The organism is Paenibacillus sp. FSL H7-0690, assembly GCF_037980415.1.
GTDB classification, from domain to species: Bacteria; Bacillota; Bacilli; order Paenibacillales; family Paenibacillaceae; genus Paenibacillus_AQ; species Paenibacillus_AQ odorifer.
Window position 1 is genome coordinate 2,871,874 of sequence record NZ_CP150281.1, and the last position, 23,763, is coordinate 2,895,636.

At 43.3% G+C, this 23,763-nt stretch carries 24 protein-coding genes; 18 read left to right on the plus strand and 6 right to left on the minus strand.

Features of this window, described 5'->3' with window-relative positions; all coding sequences use genetic code 11:
- Positions 1-139: 139 nt before the first annotated feature.
- Complete coding sequence (locus MHI32_RS12535) at positions 140-1,246, plus strand: lactonase family protein (protein WP_340012452.1); 1,107 nt, start codon at positions 140-142, stop codon at positions 1,244-1,246.
- Positions 1,247-1,382: 136 nt separating this feature from the next.
- On the opposite strand, the gene hfq is transcribed toward MHI32_RS12535, so the two are convergent.
- Positions 1,383-1,604 (minus strand): RNA chaperone Hfq, encoded by a 222-nt coding sequence (gene hfq / locus MHI32_RS12540; RefSeq protein ID WP_036686247.1) that lies wholly within the window; start codon positions 1,602-1,604, stop codon positions 1,383-1,385.
- Positions 1,605-1,715: 111 nt separating this feature from the next.
- Between hfq and MHI32_RS12545 the strand changes: the two genes are divergently transcribed.
- Positions 1,716-2,357 carry a phosphatase PAP2 family protein gene (locus MHI32_RS12545; RefSeq protein ID WP_340012453.1) on the plus strand — a complete coding sequence of 214 codons (642 nt, stop codon included), beginning with the start codon at positions 1,716-1,718 and terminating at the stop codon, positions 2,355-2,357.
- A gap of 68 nt (positions 2,358-2,425) precedes the next feature.
- Here MHI32_RS12545 and MHI32_RS12550 read toward each other — a convergent pair whose 3' ends face one another.
- The gene (locus tag MHI32_RS12550; RefSeq protein WP_076183438.1) at positions 2,426-2,929 is read right to left on the minus strand and encodes a hypothetical protein; all 504 of its coding nucleotides are present in this window, start codon (positions 2,927-2,929) and stop codon (positions 2,426-2,428) included.
- A 184-nt stretch (positions 2,930-3,113) separates the two neighbouring features.
- Here MHI32_RS12550 and MHI32_RS12555 point away from each other — a divergent pair, with 184 nt between their 5' ends.
- From MHI32_RS12555 to MHI32_RS12565, 3 genes are all read left to right on the plus strand, one after another.
- On the plus strand, positions 3,114-4,157 hold the full coding sequence (locus MHI32_RS12555; protein WP_340012455.1) for an aromatic acid exporter family protein: 1,044 nt from the start codon (positions 3,114-3,116) through the stop codon (positions 4,155-4,157).
- A 219-nt stretch (positions 4,158-4,376) separates the two neighbouring features.
- On the plus strand, positions 4,377-6,728 hold the full coding sequence (helD, locus tag MHI32_RS12560) for an RNA polymerase recycling motor HelD (RefSeq protein ID WP_340012457.1): 2,352 nt from the start codon (positions 4,377-4,379) through the stop codon (positions 6,726-6,728).
- Between the two features lie 132 nt (positions 6,729-6,860).
- A complete protein-coding gene (locus MHI32_RS12565) occupies positions 6,861-8,174 on the plus strand; it encodes an MFS transporter (RefSeq protein ID WP_340012458.1) in 1,314 nt (437 codons plus the stop codon).
- Between the two features lie 56 nt (positions 8,175-8,230).
- On the opposite strand, the gene fsa is transcribed toward MHI32_RS12565, so the two are convergent.
- On the minus strand, positions 8,231-8,878 hold the full coding sequence (gene fsa / locus MHI32_RS12570) for a fructose-6-phosphate aldolase (RefSeq protein ID WP_036686257.1): 648 nt from the start codon (positions 8,876-8,878) through the stop codon (positions 8,231-8,233).
- Between the two features lie 231 nt (positions 8,879-9,109).
- On the opposite strand from fsa, the gene MHI32_RS12575 reads away from it, so the two are divergent.
- On the plus strand, positions 9,110-9,565 hold the full coding sequence (locus tag MHI32_RS12575) for a hypothetical protein (RefSeq protein WP_340012459.1): 456 nt from the start codon (positions 9,110-9,112) through the stop codon (positions 9,563-9,565).
- Positions 9,566-9,715: 150 nt separating this feature from the next.
- On the opposite strand, the gene MHI32_RS12580 is transcribed toward MHI32_RS12575, so the two are convergent.
- Positions 9,716-9,913, minus strand: coding sequence for a hypothetical protein (locus tag MHI32_RS12580; RefSeq protein WP_076125917.1), 198 nt, complete (start codon positions 9,911-9,913; stop codon positions 9,716-9,718).
- 81 nt (positions 9,914-9,994) lie between these two features.
- Here MHI32_RS12580 and rpiA point away from each other — a divergent pair, with 81 nt between their 5' ends.
- The 5 genes from rpiA (at position 9,995) to MHI32_RS12605 (ending at position 15,377) form a co-directional block, all read left to right on the plus strand.
- The gene (rpiA, locus tag MHI32_RS12585; RefSeq protein ID WP_339174496.1) at positions 9,995-10,675 is read left to right on the plus strand and encodes a ribose-5-phosphate isomerase RpiA; all 681 of its coding nucleotides are present in this window, start codon (positions 9,995-9,997) and stop codon (positions 10,673-10,675) included.
- A 47-nt stretch (positions 10,676-10,722) separates the two neighbouring features.
- Positions 10,723-11,148, plus strand: a complete 426-nt coding sequence (locus MHI32_RS12590) for a VanZ family protein (protein WP_339173657.1) — start codon at positions 10,723-10,725, stop codon at positions 11,146-11,148.
- A gap of 3 nt (positions 11,149-11,151) precedes the next feature.
- Positions 11,152-11,592 (plus strand): GNAT family N-acetyltransferase, encoded by a 441-nt coding sequence (locus tag MHI32_RS12595; protein ID WP_076125920.1) that lies wholly within the window; start codon positions 11,152-11,154, stop codon positions 11,590-11,592.
- A gap of 171 nt (positions 11,593-11,763) precedes the next feature.
- Positions 11,764-12,219, plus strand: coding sequence for a MarR family transcriptional regulator (locus tag MHI32_RS12600; protein WP_038570382.1), 456 nt, complete (start codon positions 11,764-11,766; stop codon positions 12,217-12,219).
- Complete coding sequence (locus tag MHI32_RS12605; RefSeq protein WP_076125923.1) at positions 12,216-15,377, plus strand: MMPL family transporter; 3,162 nt, start codon at positions 12,216-12,218, stop codon at positions 15,375-15,377. The genes MHI32_RS12600 and MHI32_RS12605 overlap by 4 nt, the downstream gene beginning before the upstream one ends.
- A gap of 81 nt (positions 15,378-15,458) precedes the next feature.
- On the opposite strand, the gene MHI32_RS12610 is transcribed toward MHI32_RS12605, so the two are convergent.
- On the minus strand, positions 15,459-16,130 hold the full coding sequence (locus MHI32_RS12610) for a hypothetical protein (protein WP_340012460.1): 672 nt from the start codon (positions 16,128-16,130) through the stop codon (positions 15,459-15,461).
- 194 nt (positions 16,131-16,324) lie between these two features.
- On the opposite strand from MHI32_RS12610, the gene MHI32_RS12615 reads away from it, so the two are divergent.
- From MHI32_RS12615 to MHI32_RS12630, 4 genes are all read left to right on the plus strand, one after another.
- Positions 16,325-17,884, plus strand: coding sequence for a hypothetical protein (locus MHI32_RS12615; RefSeq protein WP_076310407.1), 1,560 nt, complete (start codon positions 16,325-16,327; stop codon positions 17,882-17,884).
- Positions 17,885-17,973: 89 nt separating this feature from the next.
- A complete protein-coding gene (locus MHI32_RS12620; RefSeq protein ID WP_076125930.1) occupies positions 17,974-18,567 on the plus strand; it encodes a TIGR00730 family Rossman fold protein in 594 nt (197 codons plus the stop codon).
- A gap of 144 nt (positions 18,568-18,711) precedes the next feature.
- Complete coding sequence (locus tag MHI32_RS12625) at positions 18,712-19,605, plus strand: polysaccharide deacetylase family protein (RefSeq protein ID WP_339173667.1); 894 nt, start codon at positions 18,712-18,714, stop codon at positions 19,603-19,605.
- Between the two features lie 144 nt (positions 19,606-19,749).
- Positions 19,750-19,911: a hypothetical protein gene (locus tag MHI32_RS12630; protein ID WP_172628809.1), complete on the plus strand. Its 162-nt coding sequence runs from the start codon at positions 19,750-19,752 to the stop codon at positions 19,909-19,911.
- A gap of 78 nt (positions 19,912-19,989) precedes the next feature.
- On the opposite strand, the gene MHI32_RS12635 is transcribed toward MHI32_RS12630, so the two are convergent.
- Complete coding sequence (locus MHI32_RS12635; protein WP_076125931.1) at positions 19,990-20,202, minus strand: hypothetical protein; 213 nt, start codon at positions 20,200-20,202, stop codon at positions 19,990-19,992.
- Between the two features lie 270 nt (positions 20,203-20,472).
- Here MHI32_RS12635 and MHI32_RS12640 point away from each other — a divergent pair, with 270 nt between their 5' ends.
- The 3 genes from MHI32_RS12640 to MHI32_RS12650 all read left to right on the plus strand — a co-directional run bounded on the left by MHI32_RS12640 (position 20,473) and on the right by MHI32_RS12650 (position 23,742).
- On the plus strand, positions 20,473-21,831 hold the full coding sequence (locus MHI32_RS12640; RefSeq protein ID WP_076218205.1) for an extracellular solute-binding protein: 1,359 nt from the start codon (positions 20,473-20,475) through the stop codon (positions 21,829-21,831).
- Between the two features lie 97 nt (positions 21,832-21,928).
- Complete coding sequence (locus MHI32_RS12645; protein WP_036686279.1) at positions 21,929-22,882, plus strand: sugar ABC transporter permease; 954 nt, start codon at positions 21,929-21,931, stop codon at positions 22,880-22,882.
- Positions 22,879-23,742 carry a carbohydrate ABC transporter permease gene (locus MHI32_RS12650; RefSeq protein WP_038570403.1) on the plus strand — a complete coding sequence of 288 codons (864 nt, stop codon included), beginning with the start codon at positions 22,879-22,881 and terminating at the stop codon, positions 23,740-23,742. The genes MHI32_RS12645 and MHI32_RS12650 overlap by 4 nt, the downstream gene beginning before the upstream one ends.
- Positions 23,743-23,763: the final 21 nt, after the last annotated feature.

The window sequence follows — 23,763 nt, forward strand, 5'->3', positions numbered from 1 at the left end:
GTTGGAAAGACCCATTTTTGAATTGTTTCGTACATTTCTAACTTTATCGTTTGTAATTAACGTTTAAAAATTGTAGATTATATAGATGATCACATCTAATGAGTGTGAAGTAGCAATACTTTTGAGGAGGAATATAGAGATGAATGAGCAGAATAAGTTATTGCTGTTTACAGGTTCTTATGCAAGTGCCGCGGAAAGCGGAGTGCAGGTGTTTGAATTCGATGGAGCTGCAGGTGGTACGCTAAAGCTGCTGGATTCGGTGCAGGGCTTAACTAATCCTACCTTTGTTAATGTAGATACCGCTGAAAAACGTCTATATGCTATAGGAGAAAAACCGAATGGTGAGGGTGGAAAAGAAGGCGAGGTTGTTACCTTTGCCATTGATCCAAAAGACGGGAAATTGAGTGAACTGAAACGCATTCCCTCCATGCCTGCTTCTGGCAACCGTCAAACAACCACCTGCCATATCAATAGAGATTTGAATGATGAATACGTTGTTGTATGTAGTTATCATGGTGGAAGCGTTGGTTTGATCAAATTAAATGAAGAGAAAGCTGCGGATCAATTAGTTGATGTGGCCGTACATTCAGGTCATGGCCAGCATCCTGAACGGCAGGACCGCCCTCATCCCCATTCCGCTATTTTCAGTCCGGACGGGCAGTATGTGTTTGTATCTGATCTTGGGCTTGATTTAATTCGGGCCTATAGAATTAATAGAGAAACCAACAAACTAGAAGTGCATGGTGATACGGTGCTGCATCCAGGAGCGGGACCACGCCACTTCACTTTTCATCCAGACGGAAAGTCTGCTTATGTAATTAACGAGGTGGATTCCACCATTACATCGTTTACATATGACAGTGCCGCAGGCACTCTGCACACTGTAGATACAGTGCCGACGCTGCCTGATGATTTTAACGAAGAGAATACTTGCGCTGAAATCGCCATTTCCAAGGACGGAAAATATCTGTACGCTTCAAACCGTGGGGCTGATAATATCGCTGTGTATGCTGTGGATAATGCATCTGCTAAGCTTACACATCTGGAATATGTATCTACTCGTGGGGGACATCCACGTCACTTCGCATTGACACCAGATGGAGCTTATCTTATCGTGGCAAATCGTGATGCGAATAATCTGGTTGTATTTTCAATTGAAGCGGCTAGTGGCCGACTCGAATTTACTGGAAATACAGCTGAAGTATCCAAACCGGTATGTGTGAAGCCCGTAATTGTTCCTGTATAAAGTTACTCCATTTGAAGAGTGAATCAGTGATCTTGGGAAATGCTAAAGGGAACACCGGATATAAAGTCCGGTGTTCCCTTTTTTTGAAAATAAAAGCCTGTGATTATCTGGTTGATGAGGTGAATGAGGGAGTAGACTATTTGAGCGAAACGGGCTTAAGAGGTACAATAGTGGATACTGCAGATTTGAATAGTACATTTTGCCTGCCATCACCTTGACCTTGTAAAGTGATTGTGAAAGCATCGTACGAGGTTACGAGCCCTTGCATTTTCACACCATTCGTCGTAAAAATCGTCACAGGCACCTTTGTGGAAATGAACTGGTTCAACAATCGTTCTTGCAATTTTAAACTCTCCACTTTGGCAGCACTCCATCTTCTGTGAATTTTTTTCTCTCAATAATTATAACATGGGTTAGTCCCTCACTGGAAATGAGATCAACAGTCACCTGAATAGACATGGAGGTATTTATGCTTTATTATCAGAACTGGTCTAGAGCTTTTCGCTTTTTTTTAGGGTTTGCTGCTTGTTTCGCCGTTATAGCTGTCCTTGTAAGTATGAATAAGGTATCAACCTTTGATAACTATATTATTGATGGGGTACAGTCAGCGGAATCACCGGGGTTGACCTCATTCGCCAAAGGTTTATCTCTGATTGGTTCCTCTAAGATCGCTATTGGCCTATCTATCGTTACCATGGCACTGCTCTATTTTTTGCTGAAACACCGATTTGAATTAATCTTGTTCCTGTGGGTTGGATTAGGCTCACAGCTCTTGAATACAATAATGAAGTTATGTTTTCACAGAGAACGTCCGAATTTACATCGCATTGTTGAAGAGATTGGTTATAGTTTTCCGAGCGGGCACTCAATGGCAGCATTCTCTTTGTACGGCGTTATTGCCTTTTTACTGTGGCGTCATCTGCGGCGGAGGCATGAACGGGTCTTATTAATAATGTTCGCCGTATTCATGACCGTGGGGATTGGCTGGAGTCGAATCTATCTGGGTGTTCATTACCCGAGTGACGTAATTGGGGGATATATGGCTAGTGGTGCTTGGCTGATGTTGTCCATTTGTTTATTTCAAATCTACAAGAGCTCGCGTAAGAATTAGGACAGATACAAAAACGGATATCTTTCATAACGCATGAAGATATCCGTCTTTATGTGTAAGAGGATTGTTTAAGGAGTCGTCACATGTTGTTCAGATGTTTTGCGATCCTGGAATTGTCCCATTTTGCTTATTCTTTGCTTCAGCATCGCAGGAAGTCCTGCTTTAAGCTTTTGGGCTTCGTCTTTTGTCAGACGTCCTTCGGTGATGGCTTGATCCAGCCGTTGGTTTGCCGATTCGCAGAGCTTCTGAATATATTGATCTTCCGTCCAGCCTTTTTTCTCAAGAGCAAGCTGCGGGAGCGTTTTGCCTGCTTTCAGGCTATTGATTAGCTCTGTACGATCCATTTCCAGCAGTTTAGCCGTTTCAAAAATAATGAAATGTCCACCAGCCCTAACCTTTCCGTCTTTTCCTGGATGGTGACCGTGACCTTTCTCTGAAGGATGGGCACCAGGTGCGGTGGCTGTAGGGGTTACTTTCTCAGCAGAAGCACTTCCGATTGGCGCAAGAGCTGGAGACAGGCTGAGAAAAATAACGGTCGTGAAAGTCATTAATCTTTTGATATTGTTATTCATTCACTCACCTCGTATGTTATGTGATAGGCACTACTCGAATTAGTATTCCCTGAAAGCTGAAAGAAACATGAGTGAGAGCTTAAAGGTTCTTAAAATTCATCAACTCCAGGCTGGGGTAATTAGAAGTACGAGGGTTCGCTGATGTTCATATTGTAGCGTGGGCTAATTTTTAGGAGGGATAGGTTTGGCTTTAGGAGCTCGCATATTTAAAACAGGTTTGGCCGTTACGCTAGCCCTGTATTTAGCTGTAATGCTTCAATTTCCTTCTGCCGTGGGTGCAGGGATTGCGGCGATTTTCGCTATGCAGCCCTCTATTTATCGCTCTTGGCGTTATTTTCTTGACCAGCTCACGACTAGTACAATGGGGGCCGTTCTGGCTTTACTCGGAGGGATGCTGTTATCCAACAGCCCAATAGCAGTCGGTTTGGTCTGTATTCTAGTCATTATGATCAGTATGAAAATCAACCGTTCGGATACGATAAGTCTTACGTTAGTTACTGTAATAACAGTGATGGAGGCTTCGGGTGAATGGCAATTCGCACTTAATCGTTTTTTATTAACTTTGACAGGTATTGTTTCTGCATTTCTAATCAATATTATTGTCGTTCCTCCAAAACCTCGTAAGCAATACATTAAGCAAATTGAGAATGTTTTTTCAATCCTCTCTTTATTGCTGAGAACAGCGGTTTCTCATGAGATGAAGGAAAGTGTATTTCGTGATGAAAAAAATGCTTTGCATTCATCCATAAAATCGTTGGCTGATAAGTATGCATTGTTTGAGGAGGAGCAGAAGCAGTTAAAACGGGCCAAGTATAGCCAGACAAGACAAATGGTTGTGTATAAGAACCTGTTAGCTTCTTTGCAAAAAGGTTACGATGTTCTCGAGGCCGTAGATCGGCATTATTTCCAGGCGGATCGGACCGAACATACAGATGCTCTATTTGATAATCATTTGGAACATTTAATCAAATATCATCAGCACATCTTACTTAAGTTTGAAGACAAATTAAAGCCCAATGCCAATGAATCTGAACCCTTGGGAGAAGACAATGATGAATTCCTGAATAACGCGATTTTGGGGTATAATGCAGAGAAAATAGGTCAGCTGCGTTTATATGTTGTGGCTGCTGCAATTTATGATTACGGATATCAATTGGAGCGCTTAGATAAAGTGGCCGATCAGATGAATCGTATAGCGGAGGATAAAGAATCTGTGCATGAAGCCTAAACATAACCTTGTGAAGAGCAACATATAAGCTTTGTAACAGCAAAAAATCCGGTTCCACAGGGACCGGATCATCTATTTAAGAGAATACTTGAAATCTCAAACTGAAATTGCTAAAATGATAAGATATCGAATAAGTATGCATTTAAAAACATAAATATGCAAATTTATCATATCATGATGCAAATGGAATGTCAACCTTCCAAAAGGGGATGAAATGTAGTGGATAACAATGAAAGTCAGTGGAAAGAGGAACAGGAACGGGTTGACGGAGTAACCAAGCTTTTGTCCGCCCATATTCGCAATTTATCAGAGGAGCTTGGACTTCATCGCAGTGATGTAGTGGATATGCGGAAAGACTTCTGGGAAGAGGTAACCGTAAACTTCAGTAGCCCGGATGATTTGGGAGAAACCTCAACAAGTCTTCGCCAACAGTCCCAAATCCTCAATGAACGGGAACGTCATCATTTGCAATCAAGCAAGGCGCTGAAAAAATATAAAAAGCTGGTTGTCTCTCCTTACTTTGGCCGCATTGATTTCACAGAGGAACCAACGGGCGGGCTGGAAAAGATTTATCTAGGGATTGGATCCTTGATGGAGGATGATGGCACCTTTTTGATCTATGACTGGCGTGCGCCGATCTCCAGTCTGTATTATGACGGAGCCCCAGGTCCTGCAGCTTATGAAACACCTGGAGGATTAGTCTCCGGAACAATGAATCTTAAACGCCAGTTTGTTATTGCTGACGGTGTAATTGAAGTTATGTTTGACACTGGGGTTACGATCGGGGATGAGCTGCTGCAGCAGGTGCTAAGTCATAGCGCTGACGATCGAATGAAAAGTATTGTTGCTACAATTCAAAAAGAGCAAAATGCGATAATCCGCAACGACAAAAGCCGGATGCTAGTTGTGCAAGGAGCAGCGGGAAGCGGAAAAACCTCTGCTGCATTGCAGCGGGTAGCTTATCTTCTATATAAATACCGTGACGTATTATCAGCAGATCAAATGCTGCTGTTTTCACCGAATCCGCTGTTTAACAGCTATGTATCTACAGTGCTCCCGGAGCTAGGCGAAGAAAATATGCAGCAAACAACGTTCCAAATGTATCTAGAACATCGTCTTGGACATGAATTCCTGCTGGAAGATGTCTTTAGTCAGACCGAAAGTTTACTTAATGCTCCTGAGGGTCCTGAGGTGGCTATACGCAGAGAAGGCATTGCCTATAAATCGTCCGTACCTTTCCTCGATGTGATTCGGCGGTATGCTACGTTATTGGAACAGGAGGGTATGCTTTTTAAACCTTTAATGTTTCAAGGGAAAGCAGTGGTCAGTAAAGAAGAAATGGAACGCCAGTTCTACGCGTACGATCCTGCCATAAAGCTTGCAAATCGTGTGGATTTGATGATCCGCTGGCTGCTTAAGAAGATTGCAGATTTTACTCATGAGGAAAGAAATGCGAAGTGGGTCGAAGATCAGATCGAGCTGCTGGATTCCAGCGATTATCACCGTGCATATCAGATGTTGCGTCGGAAGAAGAAAGCTTCGCAGGATAGCTTTGATGATTTTGATACGGAAAAAGAAGTGTTATCTCGTTATGTAGTCAGCCAGCGGCTCAAACCACTGCGGGGTTGGACTAAACGGGGTCGATTTGTGGACGTTAAGGGCTTGTACAGCACGTTATTTACAGATCGCGAGCTTATGGCGCGCCTCAATGGAGATTATCCTTTACCAGAGGTGTGGGATGATATCTGTGAGCAGACATTGGAATCCATTGGAGTGAACGAGCTTGCTTATGAGGATGCTACGCCATTCCTTTATCTGAAGGAGTTAAGCCAAGGTTTCCGGACCAACACACTGATCCGCCATGTGATTGTAGATGAAGTACAAGACTACTCTCCATTCCAATTAGAGTTCATGCGCCGTTTATTTCCAAGAGCAAAAATGACCGTATTAGGCGACCTGAACCAGGCCATTTATGCGCAAGGTGAGGTACTGGGGGATTTGTCTAGTCTCGTAAGTATATATGGTGAAGAGAACACAGAAGTGATCTCGTTAACCCAAAGCTACCGTTCAACTTATGAGATCGTGGAGTTTACGCGGTCAATGATCCCTGGAGGAGAACGAATCGTACCATTTAATCGGCGGGGAGAAGAACCCCAGCTAAGTGTGGTATCCAGCGAGAAGGAGCTTCTGAATGCTGTGGAACAGGATATCCGCAAGCTGCATTCTGAGGGATATCATTATGTGGCTGTCATCTGCAAAACAGCGGAGGAAAGCGCAAGGGTTCATGCTGAACTAAATCGTAGCCTGCCGGTGAGACTTGTTACAAAGGAAACACCGAATTTTCAGAAGGGGACACTGGTTCTGCCTGCTTATTTAGCCAAAGGCGTGGAGTTTGATGCGGTCGTCATCTATGATGGCTCGGCTGAACAATATGGCAGAGAAAGTGAACGCAAATTGTTTTATACGGCGTGCACTCGGGCTATGCACTTGCTGCACATTTTTAGTCTGGGTGAACCTAGCCATTTTATACCGTCCGCTAATGTGGCATCTTTAAGCGCCGGGTCGCTGTAACCATAGATTTATTCATTTTAAGATCGTCCTTTCCGAAGCAGCGGAGGGACGGTCTTTTTGTTTTCATGAATAAAGAAGGGCGAACAAACCACAATAAAGAATGTTGTACACAATGACAAAGGTGGTCAGTTCATGAAGGAAAGAAAATGGGATCTGCTTGCCTTAGCATCAATCCCACTAATAATGACCCTCGGTAACTCCATGCTGCTGCCTATTCTGCCGCAGATCTCCAAAGAACTCGGCATTAGCGCTTTTCAAGTCAGTATGCTGATTACCGTGTATGGATTGATGGCAATTGTAATGATCCCTATTGCAGGTTATCTGTCAGACCGTTTTGGGCGAAAGAAGGTTATTCTTCCGAGTTTAATTATTGCTGCAATTGGTGGTGCTGTCTGCGTGGTGTCTGCTTGGTTTATGAAGGGGGTTAGCGCTTATTGGGTGATCTTAGCAGGGCGTCTGTTGCAAGGAATTGGTGCAGCAGGTGCTTTTCCAATTGTAATCCCCTTTGTAGGCGATTTGTTCAAGGAAGAAGAAGATGTGAGCAAAAGTCTGGGAATCATTGAGACCTCCAATACGTTTGGTAAAGTACTCAGTCCAATTCTTGGTGCCTATCTTGGGATATGGCTCTGGTTTGCTCCTTTTATTGCAATTCCCATTTTATGTCTAATTTCATTTTTGTTAGTCTTATTTCTGGTCCGAAAGCCCGAAGCAAAGGATGAACCTGAGAAACAGGAACTTCGGGCGTTTTTATCTGGAATTGTGAGCGTTTTACGCAAAAAGGGACGTTGGTTGTATGCTATTTTTGCCATAGGCGGCATCTGTATGTTTGTGACCTTTGGTGTCCAATTCTATTTATCAGAAATGCTGGAAACTAAATATAAAATGCACGGGGTGACGAAGGGTTTTGTGCTGGCGATACCGCTTGCCCTCTTATGTCTGTCCTCCTATGGAACAGGAAAGATCATTGGTCAGAATAAAACGCTAATGAAATGGCTGGGTTTTGGGGGCATGGTGTTACTGACTGCGGCGATGATTTGTGCGGGGTTCAACAAAGGTATTTATTTTTTAGTAGGGTTTATGGGGTTAGGCTGTGTTGGAATCGGAATTGTACTTCCCTGTATGGATGCTTTAATCACGGAGGGGATTGAGAAGGAGAACAGCGGCACAATCACCGCTCTTTATAGTAGTATGAGATTTATAGGGGTAGCGTTGGGGCCGCCGGTGGTATCGTTGCTGCTAAGCAGCGGGCATTGGGTCTTGTTCGCGTTGATGGCTACAGTAGGGGCAATTGGTGGATTGCTGACCTTGTTTGCAGTAACTCCGAGTAAGGGGGAAAAGGGGGAGCCAGGCGTTAAAGACACAGAGAAGGTAATTCCCCCAATCTGGCCGAAACGTATTCGCCAAACCTCCTCAATGTCTCTGGATGGAAAAAAGGGCTATCCCTAAGCTGCGTTGCCGCAGCTTGTGGGATAGCCCTCTCGATAAAAGAATAAAAGATATTCTTAGGCTTGTGGAACAGATTCCCAATCCTTTAAGAAACGTTCAATACCGTTATCTGTCAGCGGGTGCTTCCAGAGGGTTGGCAGAAGTGAACCTGGGATTGTAGCGATGTGTGCACCAGCAATAGCTGCTTGCTCAACATGAGCAATGTTGCGGATACTTGCTGCAATGATCTCGGATTTCAAGTTGTAGTTAGTCAGGATAGTCTTCAGATCCTTGATCAGCTTCATTCCGTCAACACCGATATCATCCAGACGACCAACGAAAGGAGAGATATAAGTTGCGCCTGCTTTAGCAGCCATCAAACCTTGAGCCGCGGAAAATACTAGTGTAACGTTAGTTTTGATGCCTTTTTTAGTAAGCTCATAACAAGCTTCCAAGCCATCTTCAGTCATAGGGAGTTTAATTACAACGTTTGGAGCCCATTCAGCAATTTCGTATGCTTCTTTAAGCATTTCTTCTGCTGTAAGTCCGATTACTTCTGCGCTTACAGGTCCTGGAACGATTGCAACGATTTCTTTGATAACATCCTTGAACAATCTTCCTTCTTTAGCGATCAGCGAAGGGTTAGTCGTTACGCCATCCACTAGTCCTAGGCGAGTAATACGTTTGATTTCTTCAATGTTTCCGGTATCCAAGAAAAACTTCATTTTAAATTTCCTCCCTTGATTTCCATATGGATTGACAAGCAACATTCATATTTACATTATGAGACATGCAAATCAAAGTTTCAACTGTTATTTTGAATATTTCAAAATAACTTTATAGAATCAGTATTACCTGTATGCGCTGAATTTCAGATAATATAAGATTGGCTTAGGCCTCCCTCCATGATAATATATAACCGGAATTGTTATTTTGGAGTGGGAGGTGGGGATGGGATGATGTATGCGATACTGGTGATTTTACTTGTGCTTGTGCTGGCAGCAGCGGGATTCCTTGCCTACCAAAACAGCAAGTTGGTGTCTAATCAGAAGAAACTCGGTACTTCATCAAGTGATCCTTCCCTTATGTATTCTATCTTTGACCAATCTAGTGCAGCTGGTGTTGAAGAACCTGAGGCCATTCCGTTATTTCAATACACTGTATTTGCGCGGTCGAATGGAGCGGTTGTTGTGAACAAGCCTGTAGCTTTGATTATTTTGTGCAGAGTTGCAGCGGGAAAAGGGGATTACTTACTGGCTGATGTCGAGCGTAATATGCTTGACAAGATTAGTAGGCCAATGCCTTTGGATGCGTATTCTGAGCATAAAGCCTACTTACACAGGACGGCTAATCACACAGAAAAAGAGATGATTCTCAATCTAGAGGATGCAGTGAATTTACAATATACATAGAGTAGGGTGAAAGATATTGATTTTTTGCTCTGCGCAAAGCATAATACAAATTTGGATATAAAAAAAGAATCAAACAGCCGGAAGCAATCGCGTTTTATGTAAACACAGCTACCGGCATTGTTTGGTAAAATAATGGATGGCAGTCAGCACTTAGGCATGATATCTCCCTACGGGTGCATTAAGCACCCATTCCAGCATCATGATCATATCTTCAACTCTAGTGAGCTGAGCCTGTAGGTTATCTTGCTGTGGGCTGTTCTCTGTTAATGAAGCTAATCTTGATTCCAGAGATCTGCGCTGCAGTGTCAATTCGTTGATTTTAGATTGAATTTGGTTTTCGGTTCTCATCCGGAATCCTCCTGAACAATAGGTGATTTCAACATCATCATAGATCATTATAACGGATAACATGGGGGTAATAAAATGAGTATCAATGTTAAACAATTAGCCGCGGAAAAAGCAGTGGAATTTGTAAAAGATGGCATGAAGATCGGCCTTGGCACTGGATCTACAGCCTATTGGGCGATCAACAAGCTTGGTGAGCGCGTCAGTGAAGGTCTAAAAATTACCGCTGTAGCAACCTCCCGTGCTTCCGAAGAACAGGCGCGTGAACTTGGGATTCCAATCGTAGCTTTTGGAGATATTGATAGTCTGGACCTGACCATTGACGGAGCGGACGAGCTGGATAGTAGTCTACAGCTTATTAAAGGCGGCGGCGGCGCGCTGCTTCGGGAGAAGATTGTTGCGAGTAACAGTACTCGTATGATCGTTATTGCTGATGAGAGTAAAGTGGTAAACACACTTGGCAAATTCCCGCTGCCTGTGGAAATTGTTCCTTTTGCATGGGAATGGACTGTGGCTGAACTTGCCAAGCTGGGTTGCAATCCTGAATTGCGTCGTAGCGGAGAAGAGCTGTACAAGACAGATAACGGCAATTACATCGCAGACTGCCGGTTCGAAGTCATTGAGTCCGCACCGAAGCTGGCACTGACCATCCAAAGTATTCCGGGAGTTGTGGAACACGGCTTATTTATTGGAATTGCAGCAATGGCTATTGTGGGTAAAAAAGATGGAAGCATTGAAATTATAGAAGTTAAACCGGGCAATTGATCATTCGTAGATCTGGAGAATCTAGCAGATTACGGAAGCTGAGAGCATTGACACGGATAGGGCTGACTCTGTATAGTGCTACTGTTATCTATTGGATGTTTATCGGTTTTGGGCGAGAGATCCATACAGGTGGCCCGCTTCAGTACAATTTGATTCCATTACGTACGGTGTCACTTTATTTCGACATGAATAACGGGGTATCGCTGATCAGCCGGTTTGTGAATCTGCTTGGAAATGTTGTTGTGTTTATTCCATTTGGTATACTAATTCCACTTGCAAAGACACGGCCAATTTCTTGGAAAAGAATCTCTTTATATGCTGTTCCTTGCATCCTGCTTTTGGAGTCTCTGCAAATGCTGCTGCATGTCGGAAGCTTTGATATTGATGATCTATTGTTAAACATGTTAGGGATATGGACAGGTTACTGTATGTTTCGAATCGGGTACAGAAGCAACAGAGAAGGAGGAATGTGAACAATGTTGGTAGATCTTAAATCCCTTATTGGTTCGCCTGAGGTGAACGAGCTGTTGACGTATGCGGTCATAGATGACCCCAACGCGTTGGAGCAGACATCGTCTGAGTACAGCGAACAAGCCGGGCTGCAGTTATATGGCTGGGAAGAAGAAGAACTCCTGCTTGGTCTTGTAGGCTTCGAAGAAACCGAAGACGGTTCTTTGGACATTCGGCATATTGCCGTCTTGCCAGAGAATAGAGGGAAAGGTTATGCGCGGGGGATGATTCTGGAGCTGCTCGCTACTCGTCAGCCGCGTTATCTGGTAGCTGAGACTGAGGATGAAATCGCCGCAGATTTTTATCGCAGTCTAGGGTTCATGGTGTACAGCTTAGGAGAGAATGAAGCCGGAATTGAAATGTTAAGATGTGTATACGAAGTTGAAGAGACCGAGGATGAGGACTAAAAAGTCTTTGAAGGTCATAAAATGGCAGGTCGAGAGGAATCTCGGCCTGTTTTTTTTGCGTTTTGCCTTTAAATGCCCGAAAAAAAGCCAATTGACTTTTATAAAAGCAGGTATTATAGTTTGACAATGAAACTGTTCGATAGTTGAACTATATTTTGGAGGTAGGAAGCTTTGGATAACGAAGTGCAACATTGGATCAATCGCTACATGGATGCTTATTTGATTGTGACAAGACAAGTAGCAGCAAGAATTAAAGATAGTATTGCGGCGGAGACAACGAATGATCAGTATCAAATTCTTCGGTTGATTAATGCTCAGGAACAATGTACGTCTACATATCTTGCTGAATCTTTTTGCGTGGGTAAAAGCTCCATTACTGCAATCATCAACAGATTGGTGCAAGCGGGTATAATCGAGCGAACTCGTGACGAGAATGATCGCCGCCAGGTGTATTTGTCGATGTCTGAGCACGGAAAAAAAGTTTTTGAAGCAGCGGAGACGCAGGTACATGAAGTGATTTCCCCGTATTTGTTTCATTTTGAAGAGAAGGATATTGAAATGTTCGTCATGATGTTCGAGAAGCTGGCGAATTTAATTCAGAATGATGATGGAGGGAAGAATCCATGAAGACGATTCTAAAAGCAAGATGGGCGGTTATCGCAATCTGGCTCGCTGTGGCCGTAGTTTTGGTCATGACGGCCCCTTCGTTCTCTGATCTTGTACGTGAGAAGGGGCAGGTTACTGTACCTGATGGCTATTCCTCATCTAGAGCGGCAGAAATCTTAAAGGAAGCGGCGAATGATAAGGGCGGAGAGACACTGCATCAGGTAGCTCTTGTATTCAATAATCCAGAGGGAATCGGAGCCAATGAAACAGCTAGTATCCAGCAGGGCGTTGAGAAGTTGGCTGCGAATAAGGAGACGCTGCAGATCGATTCCATCACCGATCCTTTTTCACAAAGTGAGCTTAAGGATACGTTGATTGCCAAGGATGGCAAGACGATAATGGTGGCGTTGTCTATCAAAGGCGGAGGAGAGTCTGTCACCGCACTTCCTGATAAAGTGGATGAATTACTCACAGATGTTAAGGCGGATCATTATTTAACCAGTGAGGGTTTGATTACTGAGGATATGATTGCTAGCTCGGAAGCCGGGCTTAAGAAATCGGAATATATTACGGTAGTCTTTATTTTACTTATCCTGTTCGTGGTGTTCCGTTCGTTCGTGGCACCGTTTGTTCCGCTACTGACGGTAGGACTCAGCTATATTGTTTCTCAGTCCGTTGTGGCTTTTTTAGTGGATCGTTATGATTTTCCATTATCTACATTTACTCAAATCTTTATGGTTGCGGTCATGTTCGGGATTGGTACGGATTATTGTATCCTGTTAATCAGTCGTTTTAAAGAAGAAATGATGACAGCAGAAGATACCAAAAGTGCTATTATTGCAACCTATCGTAAGGCTGGGGGAACGGTGTTCTATTCCGGACTTGCGGTATTCGTAGGTTTTGTAGCGATTGGATTATCCAAATTCATTCTGTATCGCTCGGCGGTAGCCGTTGCCGTGGGGATTGCGGTTATGCTGCTGGCGCTTGTAACCATTGTTCCATTCTTCATGGCGGTACTTGGCAAAAAGCTCTTCTGGCCTTCACGCGGCAAGCTGGAGCACAGTGAGAGCCGTATTTGGGGAGCAGCAGGTTCTTTTTCCTTAAAAAGACCATGGGCCGCGCTGCTAATTGTTGCAGTAATCGTAGCTCCGTTCCTTGTTACCTATAGCGGAAAGCTGTCCTTCAACAGCTTGGAGGAAATTGGCTCAGAATATGCCTCGGTAAAAGGATTTAACATCATTTCGGATAGCTTCGGGCCGGGTGAATCCATGCCTGGCAAGATCGTAATCAAAAATGATGATCGGATGGATACTTCAGAATATCTTGGACTTGCAGAAAAAATCAGCCGCGAGCTGGAAAAAGTGGACAGCGTAAAATCGGTGCGCAGCATGTCTCGTCCAACCGGAGAGCTAATCAGTGATTTCTTAATCCCGAATCAGGTGGGGACTTTATCTGACGGTCTGGATCAGACCAGTGAGGGACTGACCAAGATTCAAACGGGATTGTCTGAAGCTAGTAAACAGCTGAGTGAAAATGCACCTAAGCTTACAGAGGCTGCTCAAGGCAGCGCTAAGCTGACGGAAGGCACAGCAGAACTGAAAGATGGGATCGTCGCGTTAGGCGATGGGCTGGCACGTATTGAGAGCGGAATAAAAAGCGGCTCAGCTGGTGCAGGAGAAATCAAAGCAGGACTTCAACAGGCAGCTGCTAGTGCCAAGCAGCTTGCGGATGCCAATACGAAGCTGCTGGAGGGATATAAAAAAATCGGCAGCGGTTTAACTGCGCTGAATCAAGGGCTTGGGCAGCTTCCGCAGCAGCTGCAAGGTGTGGCAGAAGCGTTGAAGGGACTGGATGGTTCTTTTAATGGTCTTGAGAGCAGTTATCCGGAAATTCTGCAGGATGTTAATTACCTGACCATTAAAGGCACCGTAACGCAGAGTGGTACTGGGGCAGCACAGCTGGCAGCGGGTCTCGGGCAGATCTCAGAGCAGCTTAAAGGAGCAGCAGCTGGCTTAAATGAGGCGAATGCTGGCTATGCCAAAGCTTCGGCAGGGCAAACCGCACTCGCACAAGGTTTAGCTAAGCTTGTTGCGGGCATCGGTCAGCTGCAATCTGGGCTGGAGCAGGCCGCAGCAGGTCAAGGACAGATCGTAGATAAAATTCCATCCATTACTAGTGGACTAGATCAATTGCAAGGCGGACAGCAGCAGCTTGCGGATGGTTTTGGTCAATTAACTGGGCAGATAGGAGCCTTAACTACTGGTTTAAGCGACAGTGCAAACGGCTTGAAACAAATTACCAGTGGGCTGGGCTCTGCACAAGATTATTTGAATCAGATTCAAGCGGCTAAGGATGATGAGCTGAGTGGATTCTTTGTACCGGCTGAGGCTCTTGAAGCTGAAGGTATAGAGCAGGTATTTAATACCTACTTGTCTGACGACCGTAAGGTAATGACGCTGGATGTAGTATTCACTGAGAATCCATATAGTTCAGAAGCTATTGACAGTGTTGATGATATTCAAGCAGCAGTAGATCGTGCAGTGAAAGGAACGAAGCTGGAAAATGCAGAGTCAGCAATCAGCGGGGTTACAAGCAGCCAGAACGATTTACGTAATATTTCCAACGAAGACTACACACGTACAGTAATTTTGATGCTGGGTGGGATCTTCATTATCTTGGTGTTGCTGCTTCGTTCAATCGTAATGCCGATTTACCTTATTATTTCTCTTTTGATTACTTATTTTTCAGCATTGGGTGTTACAGAGGCTATATTCGTTCACCTTCTGCACTTTGAAGGGATTACCTGGACAACGCCATTCTTCAGCTTTGTTATGCTGATTGCACTTGGTGTAGATTATAGTATTTTCTTAATGGCCCGCTTTAACGAATATAAAACATGGGATGTACGGGAAGCGATCCTGCATGCTATGCGCAATATGGGAACAGTCATTCTTTCGGCGGTAGTTATTTTGGGCGGCACCTTCGCATCGATGTACCCTTCAGGGGTATTGTCGATGATGCAGATTGCAACAGTGGTGCTTGTAGGATTGGCCTTGTATGCACTAATCTTCTTGCCGTTTTTTGTTCCTGTTATGGTGCGGATCTTCGGCCGTGGGAACTGGTGGCCATTTGCGGTCAAACAAAGTGGAGAACCCACTAAACAAGATGTAAACATGTAATCACTCTATACAGCAAAAAACCTCTAGTGTTTGCCTAAATAGGCGGCTAGAGGTTTTTTTATGAAAATATAAGTACAAAGTTTATTTCATTTTGGCAAAAAAGCTACGTAACGCCCAGCCGCGTTCTTGCCGTTTTTTATATTTGGGTAGCGAACGGTAAATGGCGGTGGATTCGTCGAAAGCACGTTTAGCATCCTCAGTTCTGCCCAGTGCTTTGTACATGGAGCCGGCTAAATAATAGGCTTCACTAGAGGAAGATTGAATCTCTTGAAATTGAGTAACGTAATGCAACGCTTTATCGTGATTTGTATGGCGAAAGGTTTCCGCTAACCGAAGATATGGCTGACCATATTGGGCTTTTCGGTTGATTTCTAGACCTCGAAGCATCTGATCTTCGCCTTCTTCCAAAGCGCCCAGCTTAAGATTCACATGAGCCAGCTCCACCCAATATTCGGCAGATTGTTCGTAACGGTCTTCGATCTGTAGCAGGATATCCTTGGCTTCCTTGTATTTTTTACGTTCTGACAGATTCCGGGCTAAATCAAATTTAGCAGAAACATCATTTGGATTCAAAGATACTGTTGTGCGCAGCTTGGAGATTTGCCGCACTCGTTTGAAGGGCTTTGTAATACTAGGGAAAATTCCCACGTATCGCCGATCTAAGAAATATAAGATAACAAGCAGGATGAATAAAGCCAGAAAAGGGTTGCCCACTAATCTGAAAAGCATCATAATACCTATAAATTTAAGCATGATTTCCCTCCATGATCATTTGGTTCCGGTATTGCGGTTGAATAAGAGTAGATCTAAGGCAGCGTAATTATATCATAATTCAAACCAATCTGAATCCCGGGATTTAAGATAAACTACAACTTTTGTCAGCTTTATAGCGTCTTAGTGTAATAGAAATAATAATTACAATAATATCATAAGAAGGGAAAATCAAGATGCACTTATTTTCAAGGAAGCTAAGGCTGTTTAGTTTGTTGGTTTGTTCAAGTCTGGTGACTGCATTGTCTGTCCCTCAAGTTATAAGTGCAGCTCCATCACCTGGGAAGTTGGGTGGGATTAAGGAGATTGTTGCTTCGCCTGGTTTTTGGGGTGGAAGCTCTTTTGCGGTGGGAACTGACGGAGATGTTTGGTCCTGGGGGAGTAATGTTTTTGGTCAATTTGCTAATGGTACCGCCGGGCCTGAGGGGTGGACGATTACTCCCCATAAAATAGCTGGGCTTGAACATACGAAACAGCTGGCGATCGGCGAAGCGTACTATGTAGCGCTGAACGAAGACGGTACGGTTAAGGCTTGGGGAGATTATCGGGATAAGAGTGTAGCAGAAGCTGGCAATGGGGCAAGTGCTAAACAACACAAGGTTCTGCTTCCTCAAGGGATCTCAGGAATGAGTGATGTGGTTAGTATATCGTCAGGATTGCATAGTGCATTAGCTTTGAGAAACGATGGAAGTCTACTCCAGTGGAATCCTCCAGAAGCTTCAGATGTGGGCTATACAGAGCTGCCTGCTGCCACTAAGGTACAGGGTTTGAGCGAAGTGAAGTGGATCGGAAGCAGTATTTATCATGCCGCCATTCGAACTAACGGTACGCTGTGGATTTGGAGTGCTATCCCGCAAACAGAGAACACGAATGTGATGAAGAAACCGACCCCAGTTAAGGATTTATACCATGTAAAGTCCGTCTCTATGAGCGATCTCAGTATACTGGCTTTAACCGAGAGCGGGAGCGTCTGGGGAACAATTGACAGCAATAATTATAACGAAGTCACGATGAGCAAGATGCCAGGTCTTACGGATATTGTATCTGTCCAGACGAAAAACGGGTTCAATCTTGTTGGCAATAAAAAAGGAGAATACTGGGTATGGAAAGCTGGTACCTCACTACAAGGTCTGCAAAAGATTACAGCCGTAAAAACGATCTCAAAACTTACGCTGGATTTAGACAACTTTGCAGCTGTTAAAAAAGATGGCACCGTGTGGACTTGGAGTACCCAACCATCAACCGACAACCGTTTAGTTTTTACGCAGCCTAAGTTAATAAAAGGATTGAGTGATCCTGTTTCTTTTGCCATGGGTGAGAATAGTAAGTATGCAGTCCTGAAGGATGGAACAGCTGTGGCTTGGGGAACAAATAGGTTTGGTCAACTCGGAATTAGCGCGGTTGATTCACGTCCTTTTACTATATCTCCTATTTTAAAGCCTGTTACTGTAATTGTAGATGGTCAAAAAATGGATTCCGCACAGTCTGCTATTTTTATGGATGGAAGTGTAAAAGTACCGATTAGGGATGTAGCAGAAAGTCTGGGATATACCCTGTCTTTGGAGGGGGAACTGACGTTGACGAAAGCTGGGAAGAAAATTTCATTACCATCAGCAGAATCCATTAAAGTAAGCTATACTTCTCTAGTGCCAGCAGCGGCTTTGGCCAAAGCTACAGGTCTATCTGCGGAGTGGAATAGTACGCTGTACCAATTAACATTACAAACAAAAAGATGACTTACATTTAACACATATATTAATATTCTGAGGTACAATAAGTGAATTAATCTCAATTTCACCATAATAACCAGTCTGGAGTGATAGGAATGGCTTTTACAATATGTGTGTTTGCCGGATCGAATCCAGGTCTTAACTCTGAATATACGGAAATGGCTAGGGAATTAGGTTATCATATAGCGGCACAAGGCTGTAGGTTGGTCTATGGAGGTTCGCGGAATGGCCTTATGGGACAGGTTGCGGACGGGGTACTCGCTAATGGCGGCGAAGCTGTAGGAATTATGCCAGTGGATCTTTTTCAAGATGAAATCAGACACTCCGGATTGACGAATCTGATTGAGGTCTCTAGTATGCATGAACGTAAGGCGGTAATGAGCGGTATGGCGGATGCTTTTATTGCTTTGCCGGGAGGTCTTGGAACCTTCGATGAGCTATTTGAAATTCTGTGCTGGATGCAGATTGGTATTCATCAGAAGCCTATAGGGCTGCTGAATGTTCGAGGTTATTTTAATCCACTGCAAGCCTTGATCTCCCATAGTGTGGCTGAAGGTTTTGCACCAAAAACTGCACTTCAAATGCTGCATATGAACTCAGAACCCGAATATCTGCTTGAACTGATGAGAGGGCGAGTGGATCATAATAATGATGAGAAGGGGAAAGCAAGGTTCCCGTCTCAGCGCTAGATTCAAGGTTTCCACTGCTCTAAGGTGCGAATAATTGGTTTTGGTTTAGCACGCTATTCAAAATAAGGACGCAAACACTTCACGGTGTCTAGGTCCTTATTTTTTTTCTTTTTGTTAAATCATTTAGTAATAGGGGGAAGGCTTATGATTCGAAAATTAGGCTTTGCGGCTGACGACCGTCTGTTAATAATTAATGCCGACGATTTCGGAATAACTAAAGGAACTAATGAAGCTATTGTTAACTTATTTGAAGGAAAAGCTATAACATCCATATCTATTATGATGCCTTGCCCAGACTCAAATGACGCTATGAAGATAATTAATTGGAAAGGAATAAAGAATATTGGAATTCATCTAACGCTAACGAGTGGCGAGAAATATCCGTATCAACCAGTATTCAAAGAAAAAATCTTGAATAGTTTAATTACGGGGGAAGGGTATTTTCATCAAGATGCCACTCTTCTGGAAAGAAACGCTGCTGATGACGAGATTAGAATAGAGTTAGAATCGCAAATCCAAAGTGCAATCGTACAAGACATTGATCCAACTCATCTGGATAGTCATGGGGGGAGTATTATGGGGTTATACACTGGGCGAGATTTTTTAGAAATAATATTTGATTTGTGTGAAAAGTACCGCCTGCCCTTTAATTTACCTATTAGGATACTAGAACAACCCTTTTTTAATAATAATCAGTTGAAATTGTTTCAAAAAAGAATTTCTTCAGCAAAAGAAAGGGGGATTTTATTAATCGATGATATAATTTCTCTTCCTTACTGTTTTTACCCTGCTGCAGATTATAGCAAAATGAAAATGAGATTAACTGAATTGTTAAAGAATTTAAAACCTGGTATAACACAGTTAACTATACATCCATCTAAAATAACAGATCAATTAATAGCAATAACGAAATGCTATACAGAAAGAGAATTGGAATATCGTCTTCTAAATGATATTGAAATTAAGGAATTGATTATTAATGAGGAGATTAAACTTATTTCGTGGAAAGACATACGTGATTTACAAAGATGTATTTAGCATATTGTAAAAGCTGCACTTTTTCATTTTTTAATATGAATCTGATAAAACTGTTTATACTTTGGAGAAGCTGGGTAAATAAGCCGTAAGTAACCAAGCAGAAATGCAAATTTCAGGAACATCACGGAAGGAGGTTGAAATCCAATGAATGTGATCGTACATAATCTTATGGCTTACAATCATCAGTTTTTTAGACCTCAGCCCGTGGTCAATCCCAAGCAAGGAAAAGCAGACAAGAAGAGAATGAGTTTCCAGGAAGTTCTGAATGAGAAAATGAAAGCGTACAGCACCTACAACAAAAATTAAAGATGAAAGCTATACCCTATGTCTGTTAAAGAAAGCCGGAACGCGATGATCCTAGAGATCATTGCATTCCGGCTTTCTTTAGGGTCTAACCTCAAAAAATTCGCAGCTCTTGCGTGAGTAGTAAGTCAGATCACTAACTCTAGATTGAATAACAACATCGAAATCAGTGAAGCGGACAACGGTTGCTCCTGAATTTACTAAATGATCGTCCTGAAATACACGAACAGGTAATTTGCGGTCAACGGCTTCTTGGAAATCGCTGTCGCTTAGCAGCGGGCGGTTAATGGGCATGGGAAATAACTCCTTTGATCATGTAATGAAGTAAGAAATAAAAATAGTATACCTGCGGAAGCACAAGAAATCCAATTTAAGATGAAGTACACGTATTCTGTGAGGAACATATTTGGACGAAATTTTATACTCCCTCCTTAGACATTACATAGATATGAATGGTTTCGTAATTATTTCCACCATAAATCGGAAGTTTACCTCCTCAAAAAAAGAATTTAAACCCTGTACACTAATTCTTGTAAGAGAAACCTTTGAAAGGGGTACAGGGGAATGAATAAAGTAAAACACTTGGCGCTATCGTTAGTCGCTATCATGCTCGTAGGTTCACTGGCAGCATGCGGAGGCAACAACGCCGAGAACAACAACACATCAAACAAAAATGCAGGTAACAACGCAGCAAGCACAAGTGAACCTACTAAGGATGAGGGAACAGAACCGGCTGAGAAAATCGAACTTTCTTTCTGGACACTGGGCAACGTGAACTACGAGGATTTAGCGAAGGAGTACACTAAGGAACATCCAAACATTACGATCAAAGTGCAAAATACCGGTGACCAAACCGCTCACCATAATAATTTGACCACTGCTTTGTCGGCTGGATCGGGTGCGCCTGATATTTTCCAACTTGAAATCGGTTTCATGGAACGTTTCATCAACGCTCAGGACAAGTTCTATAACCTGAATGATCTGGGTGCCAAAGATATTCAAGCCAACTATCTGGATTGGAAATGGAAACAAGCTTCTTCCGTAGATGGCAGCTTCCAGCTAGGTCTTCCAACAGATATCGGTCCAACGGTTGTATATTACCGCACAGATTTGGCTGAAGAAGCTGGACTGCCAAGTGATTCAGAAGGATTCGGCGCTGCTATTGATACTTGGGATAAGTTCGCAGCTGTTGCCAAAGCTTTCAAAGAGAAAACAGGCAAACCATTTGTAGACCTTACGGATCTTACCTTTAATGCTTTGCGTGATCAATCTGCTGATGAAATCTATTTCAGCAAAGCTGATGGCAGCTTTATCGGAGATACCAATCCGCAAGTCAAAAAAGCTTATGATTTCACGGTTAAAGGTATTCAAGAAGGCTGGATCAGCAATGTTATGCTCTGGTCTCCTGAATGGGGTCAAGGCATGAACGATGGTTCATTTGCAGTAGTTATGGGACCGGCTTGGATGGCAGGAAATGTTAAGAGTAATGCTCCAGACTCCTCTGGCAAATGGAAAATTGCTCAGCTCCCTGAAGGTGCTGGTAACTGGGGTGGCTCGTTCCTGACGCTGCCAAAAGAAGGCAAACACTCGAAAGAAGCTTATGACTTTATCGCATGGATGGATAACAAGGAAAACCAACTGGAATCTTTCAAAACAAAAGGACTTATGCCTTCTATTCCTGCTCTGTATGAAGATCCTGCATTCGTAGACTTCAAAGATGATTTCTTCGGTGGACAACAAACCGCTGTAGAATTCGGTAAAGCAGCAAACCGGGTAAAACCTGTATACTACGGACCGCTTCATGACCAAACCGATACTTTCTTCAAAAACGCATTGAAAAATGTGTTGGAGAAAAAAGCAGATCCGACCAAAGAATGGAACGAAGCAGTAAAACAAGCGAAAACATTGGCTGAACGCAGCTAAAAGCCTATGAAATTCAATTTCTAGAAGGTCCGGATTCATAGAGTGAAACATTCTCTGTGAATTCGGATTTACACGTTAGATTACCTGGAGGTGTGACATGGCACAACCTGTTATTTCAAGTCCGCATGCCGAGAGCAAGCGCCGCTTTTTAACTGAACAAAGAAGGAGCCGCATCACTGCTTACACGTTTATTTCGCCCTTTTTTATTCTGTTCTCGATATTTGGACTATATCCGATCTTTTTCACGATCTATCTCTCGTTCTTTAAATGGGATGCCCTGAATCCTATGAAATTTGTAGGGTGGAAAAACTATGATCTGGTCACAAGTGATCCGACCTTTTGGATTTCTTTTAGCAACACGTTAATTATGGGGCTTATGGGTACTGTTCCACAGATATTACTAGCTCTATTGATTGCTGTTTTGTTGAATTCGGCGATGACTCGCTTTAAGAAGACGTTCCGGGTTTTATTTTTTATGCCTAATATTACGTCTATCGTTGCGGTTACGCTCGTGTTCAGTACACTGTTTGGCAACAACGGAATGATCAACTGGATACTAAACGGCTTGGGACTGGATAGTATGGCCTTCAACTCTGGCTGGTGGGGCGTTAAAATCGCCATTTCTACGATGGTAATGTGGCGCTGGACGGGATATAATGCCATTATTTTTCTATCAGGCTTGCAAAGTATCCCTACGGATCTATATGAAGCGGCACGTATTGACGGTGCGAACAGAAGACAACAGCTAACCTTTATAACGTTACCGCTATTGAAGCCATTCATTGTATTTGTTACCTTGCTTTCAACTATAGGTGCCTTGCAGCTGTTCACTGAGCCTTATGTATTTTTGGGCCAAGCGGGAACTGGATCTACACGTCAGGAAGGAATCACTATGGTTACTTATTTGTATAGCGAAGCATTCCGCAACGGATTTTTTGGTACGGCAGCAGCTACGGCAGTCTTGCTGTTCCTGGTCACGATTATTTTCTCTGTCCTCAATATGCTGGTCTCAAATCGCATGGGTGGAGATACGGGAGGGGGTAAAGCGTGAGTACGCTGCGTGTATTTAAAAAAGATCCGGATGATCTAGGGATCATCGGCAAGTTAGGATTTTATCTGCTGCTGATTGTTGGTGCGCTCGTGTCCATCTTTCCTTTTTATTGGATGTTTGTAGTTGGCACTAATGACAGAGGCGCAGTATTCCATGTGCCACCTTTGCTTACGGTTGGAGACCAGTTTTTTGAGAATTTCCAGCGGGTACTGGACAAAACAGACTTCTTTCAAGCCTTGGGCAACTCTTTATTTGTCTCATCTATGGTTACAATATCAGTCGTGTTTTTCTGTACACTGGCAGGTTATGCCTTTGCCAAATATGAATTTCCGTTTAAAAATTTTCTGTTCTACTTTGTAATTGCTACATTATTTGTGCCACAGCAGCTTGGTGTATTACCTACTTACGTAATTATGGCCAAGCTCCACTGGATAGACTCTTTCAAGGCACTTATTGTTCCGGCGATGGTTAATGCCTTCGGGATCTTCTGGATGCGGCAGTATATCACTACAGCTGTACATACGGAATTGATTGAAGCAGGTCGGATCGATGGCGGCGGACATTTCCGGATCTTCTGGAACATCGCTATCCCGGTCATTACTCCAGCTATGGCTACACTAGGTATACTGAATTTTATGACCGTTTGGAATGACTTCTTCTGGCCTTTAGTGGTACTGAAGAATCAAGAGCATTTCACAATTCAGATTGCGCTCCAACAGCTGTTCTCCAATCGCGATGGTCTAGACTACGGAATGATCATGTCAGCAACATTTACGGCAACCTTGCCACTGCTGATTGTATTCCTGTTATTTAGCCGCTGGGTGATTGCTGGACTTACTTCAGGAGCTATTAAGAGCTGATCTTACTTTTTGATCTTTACA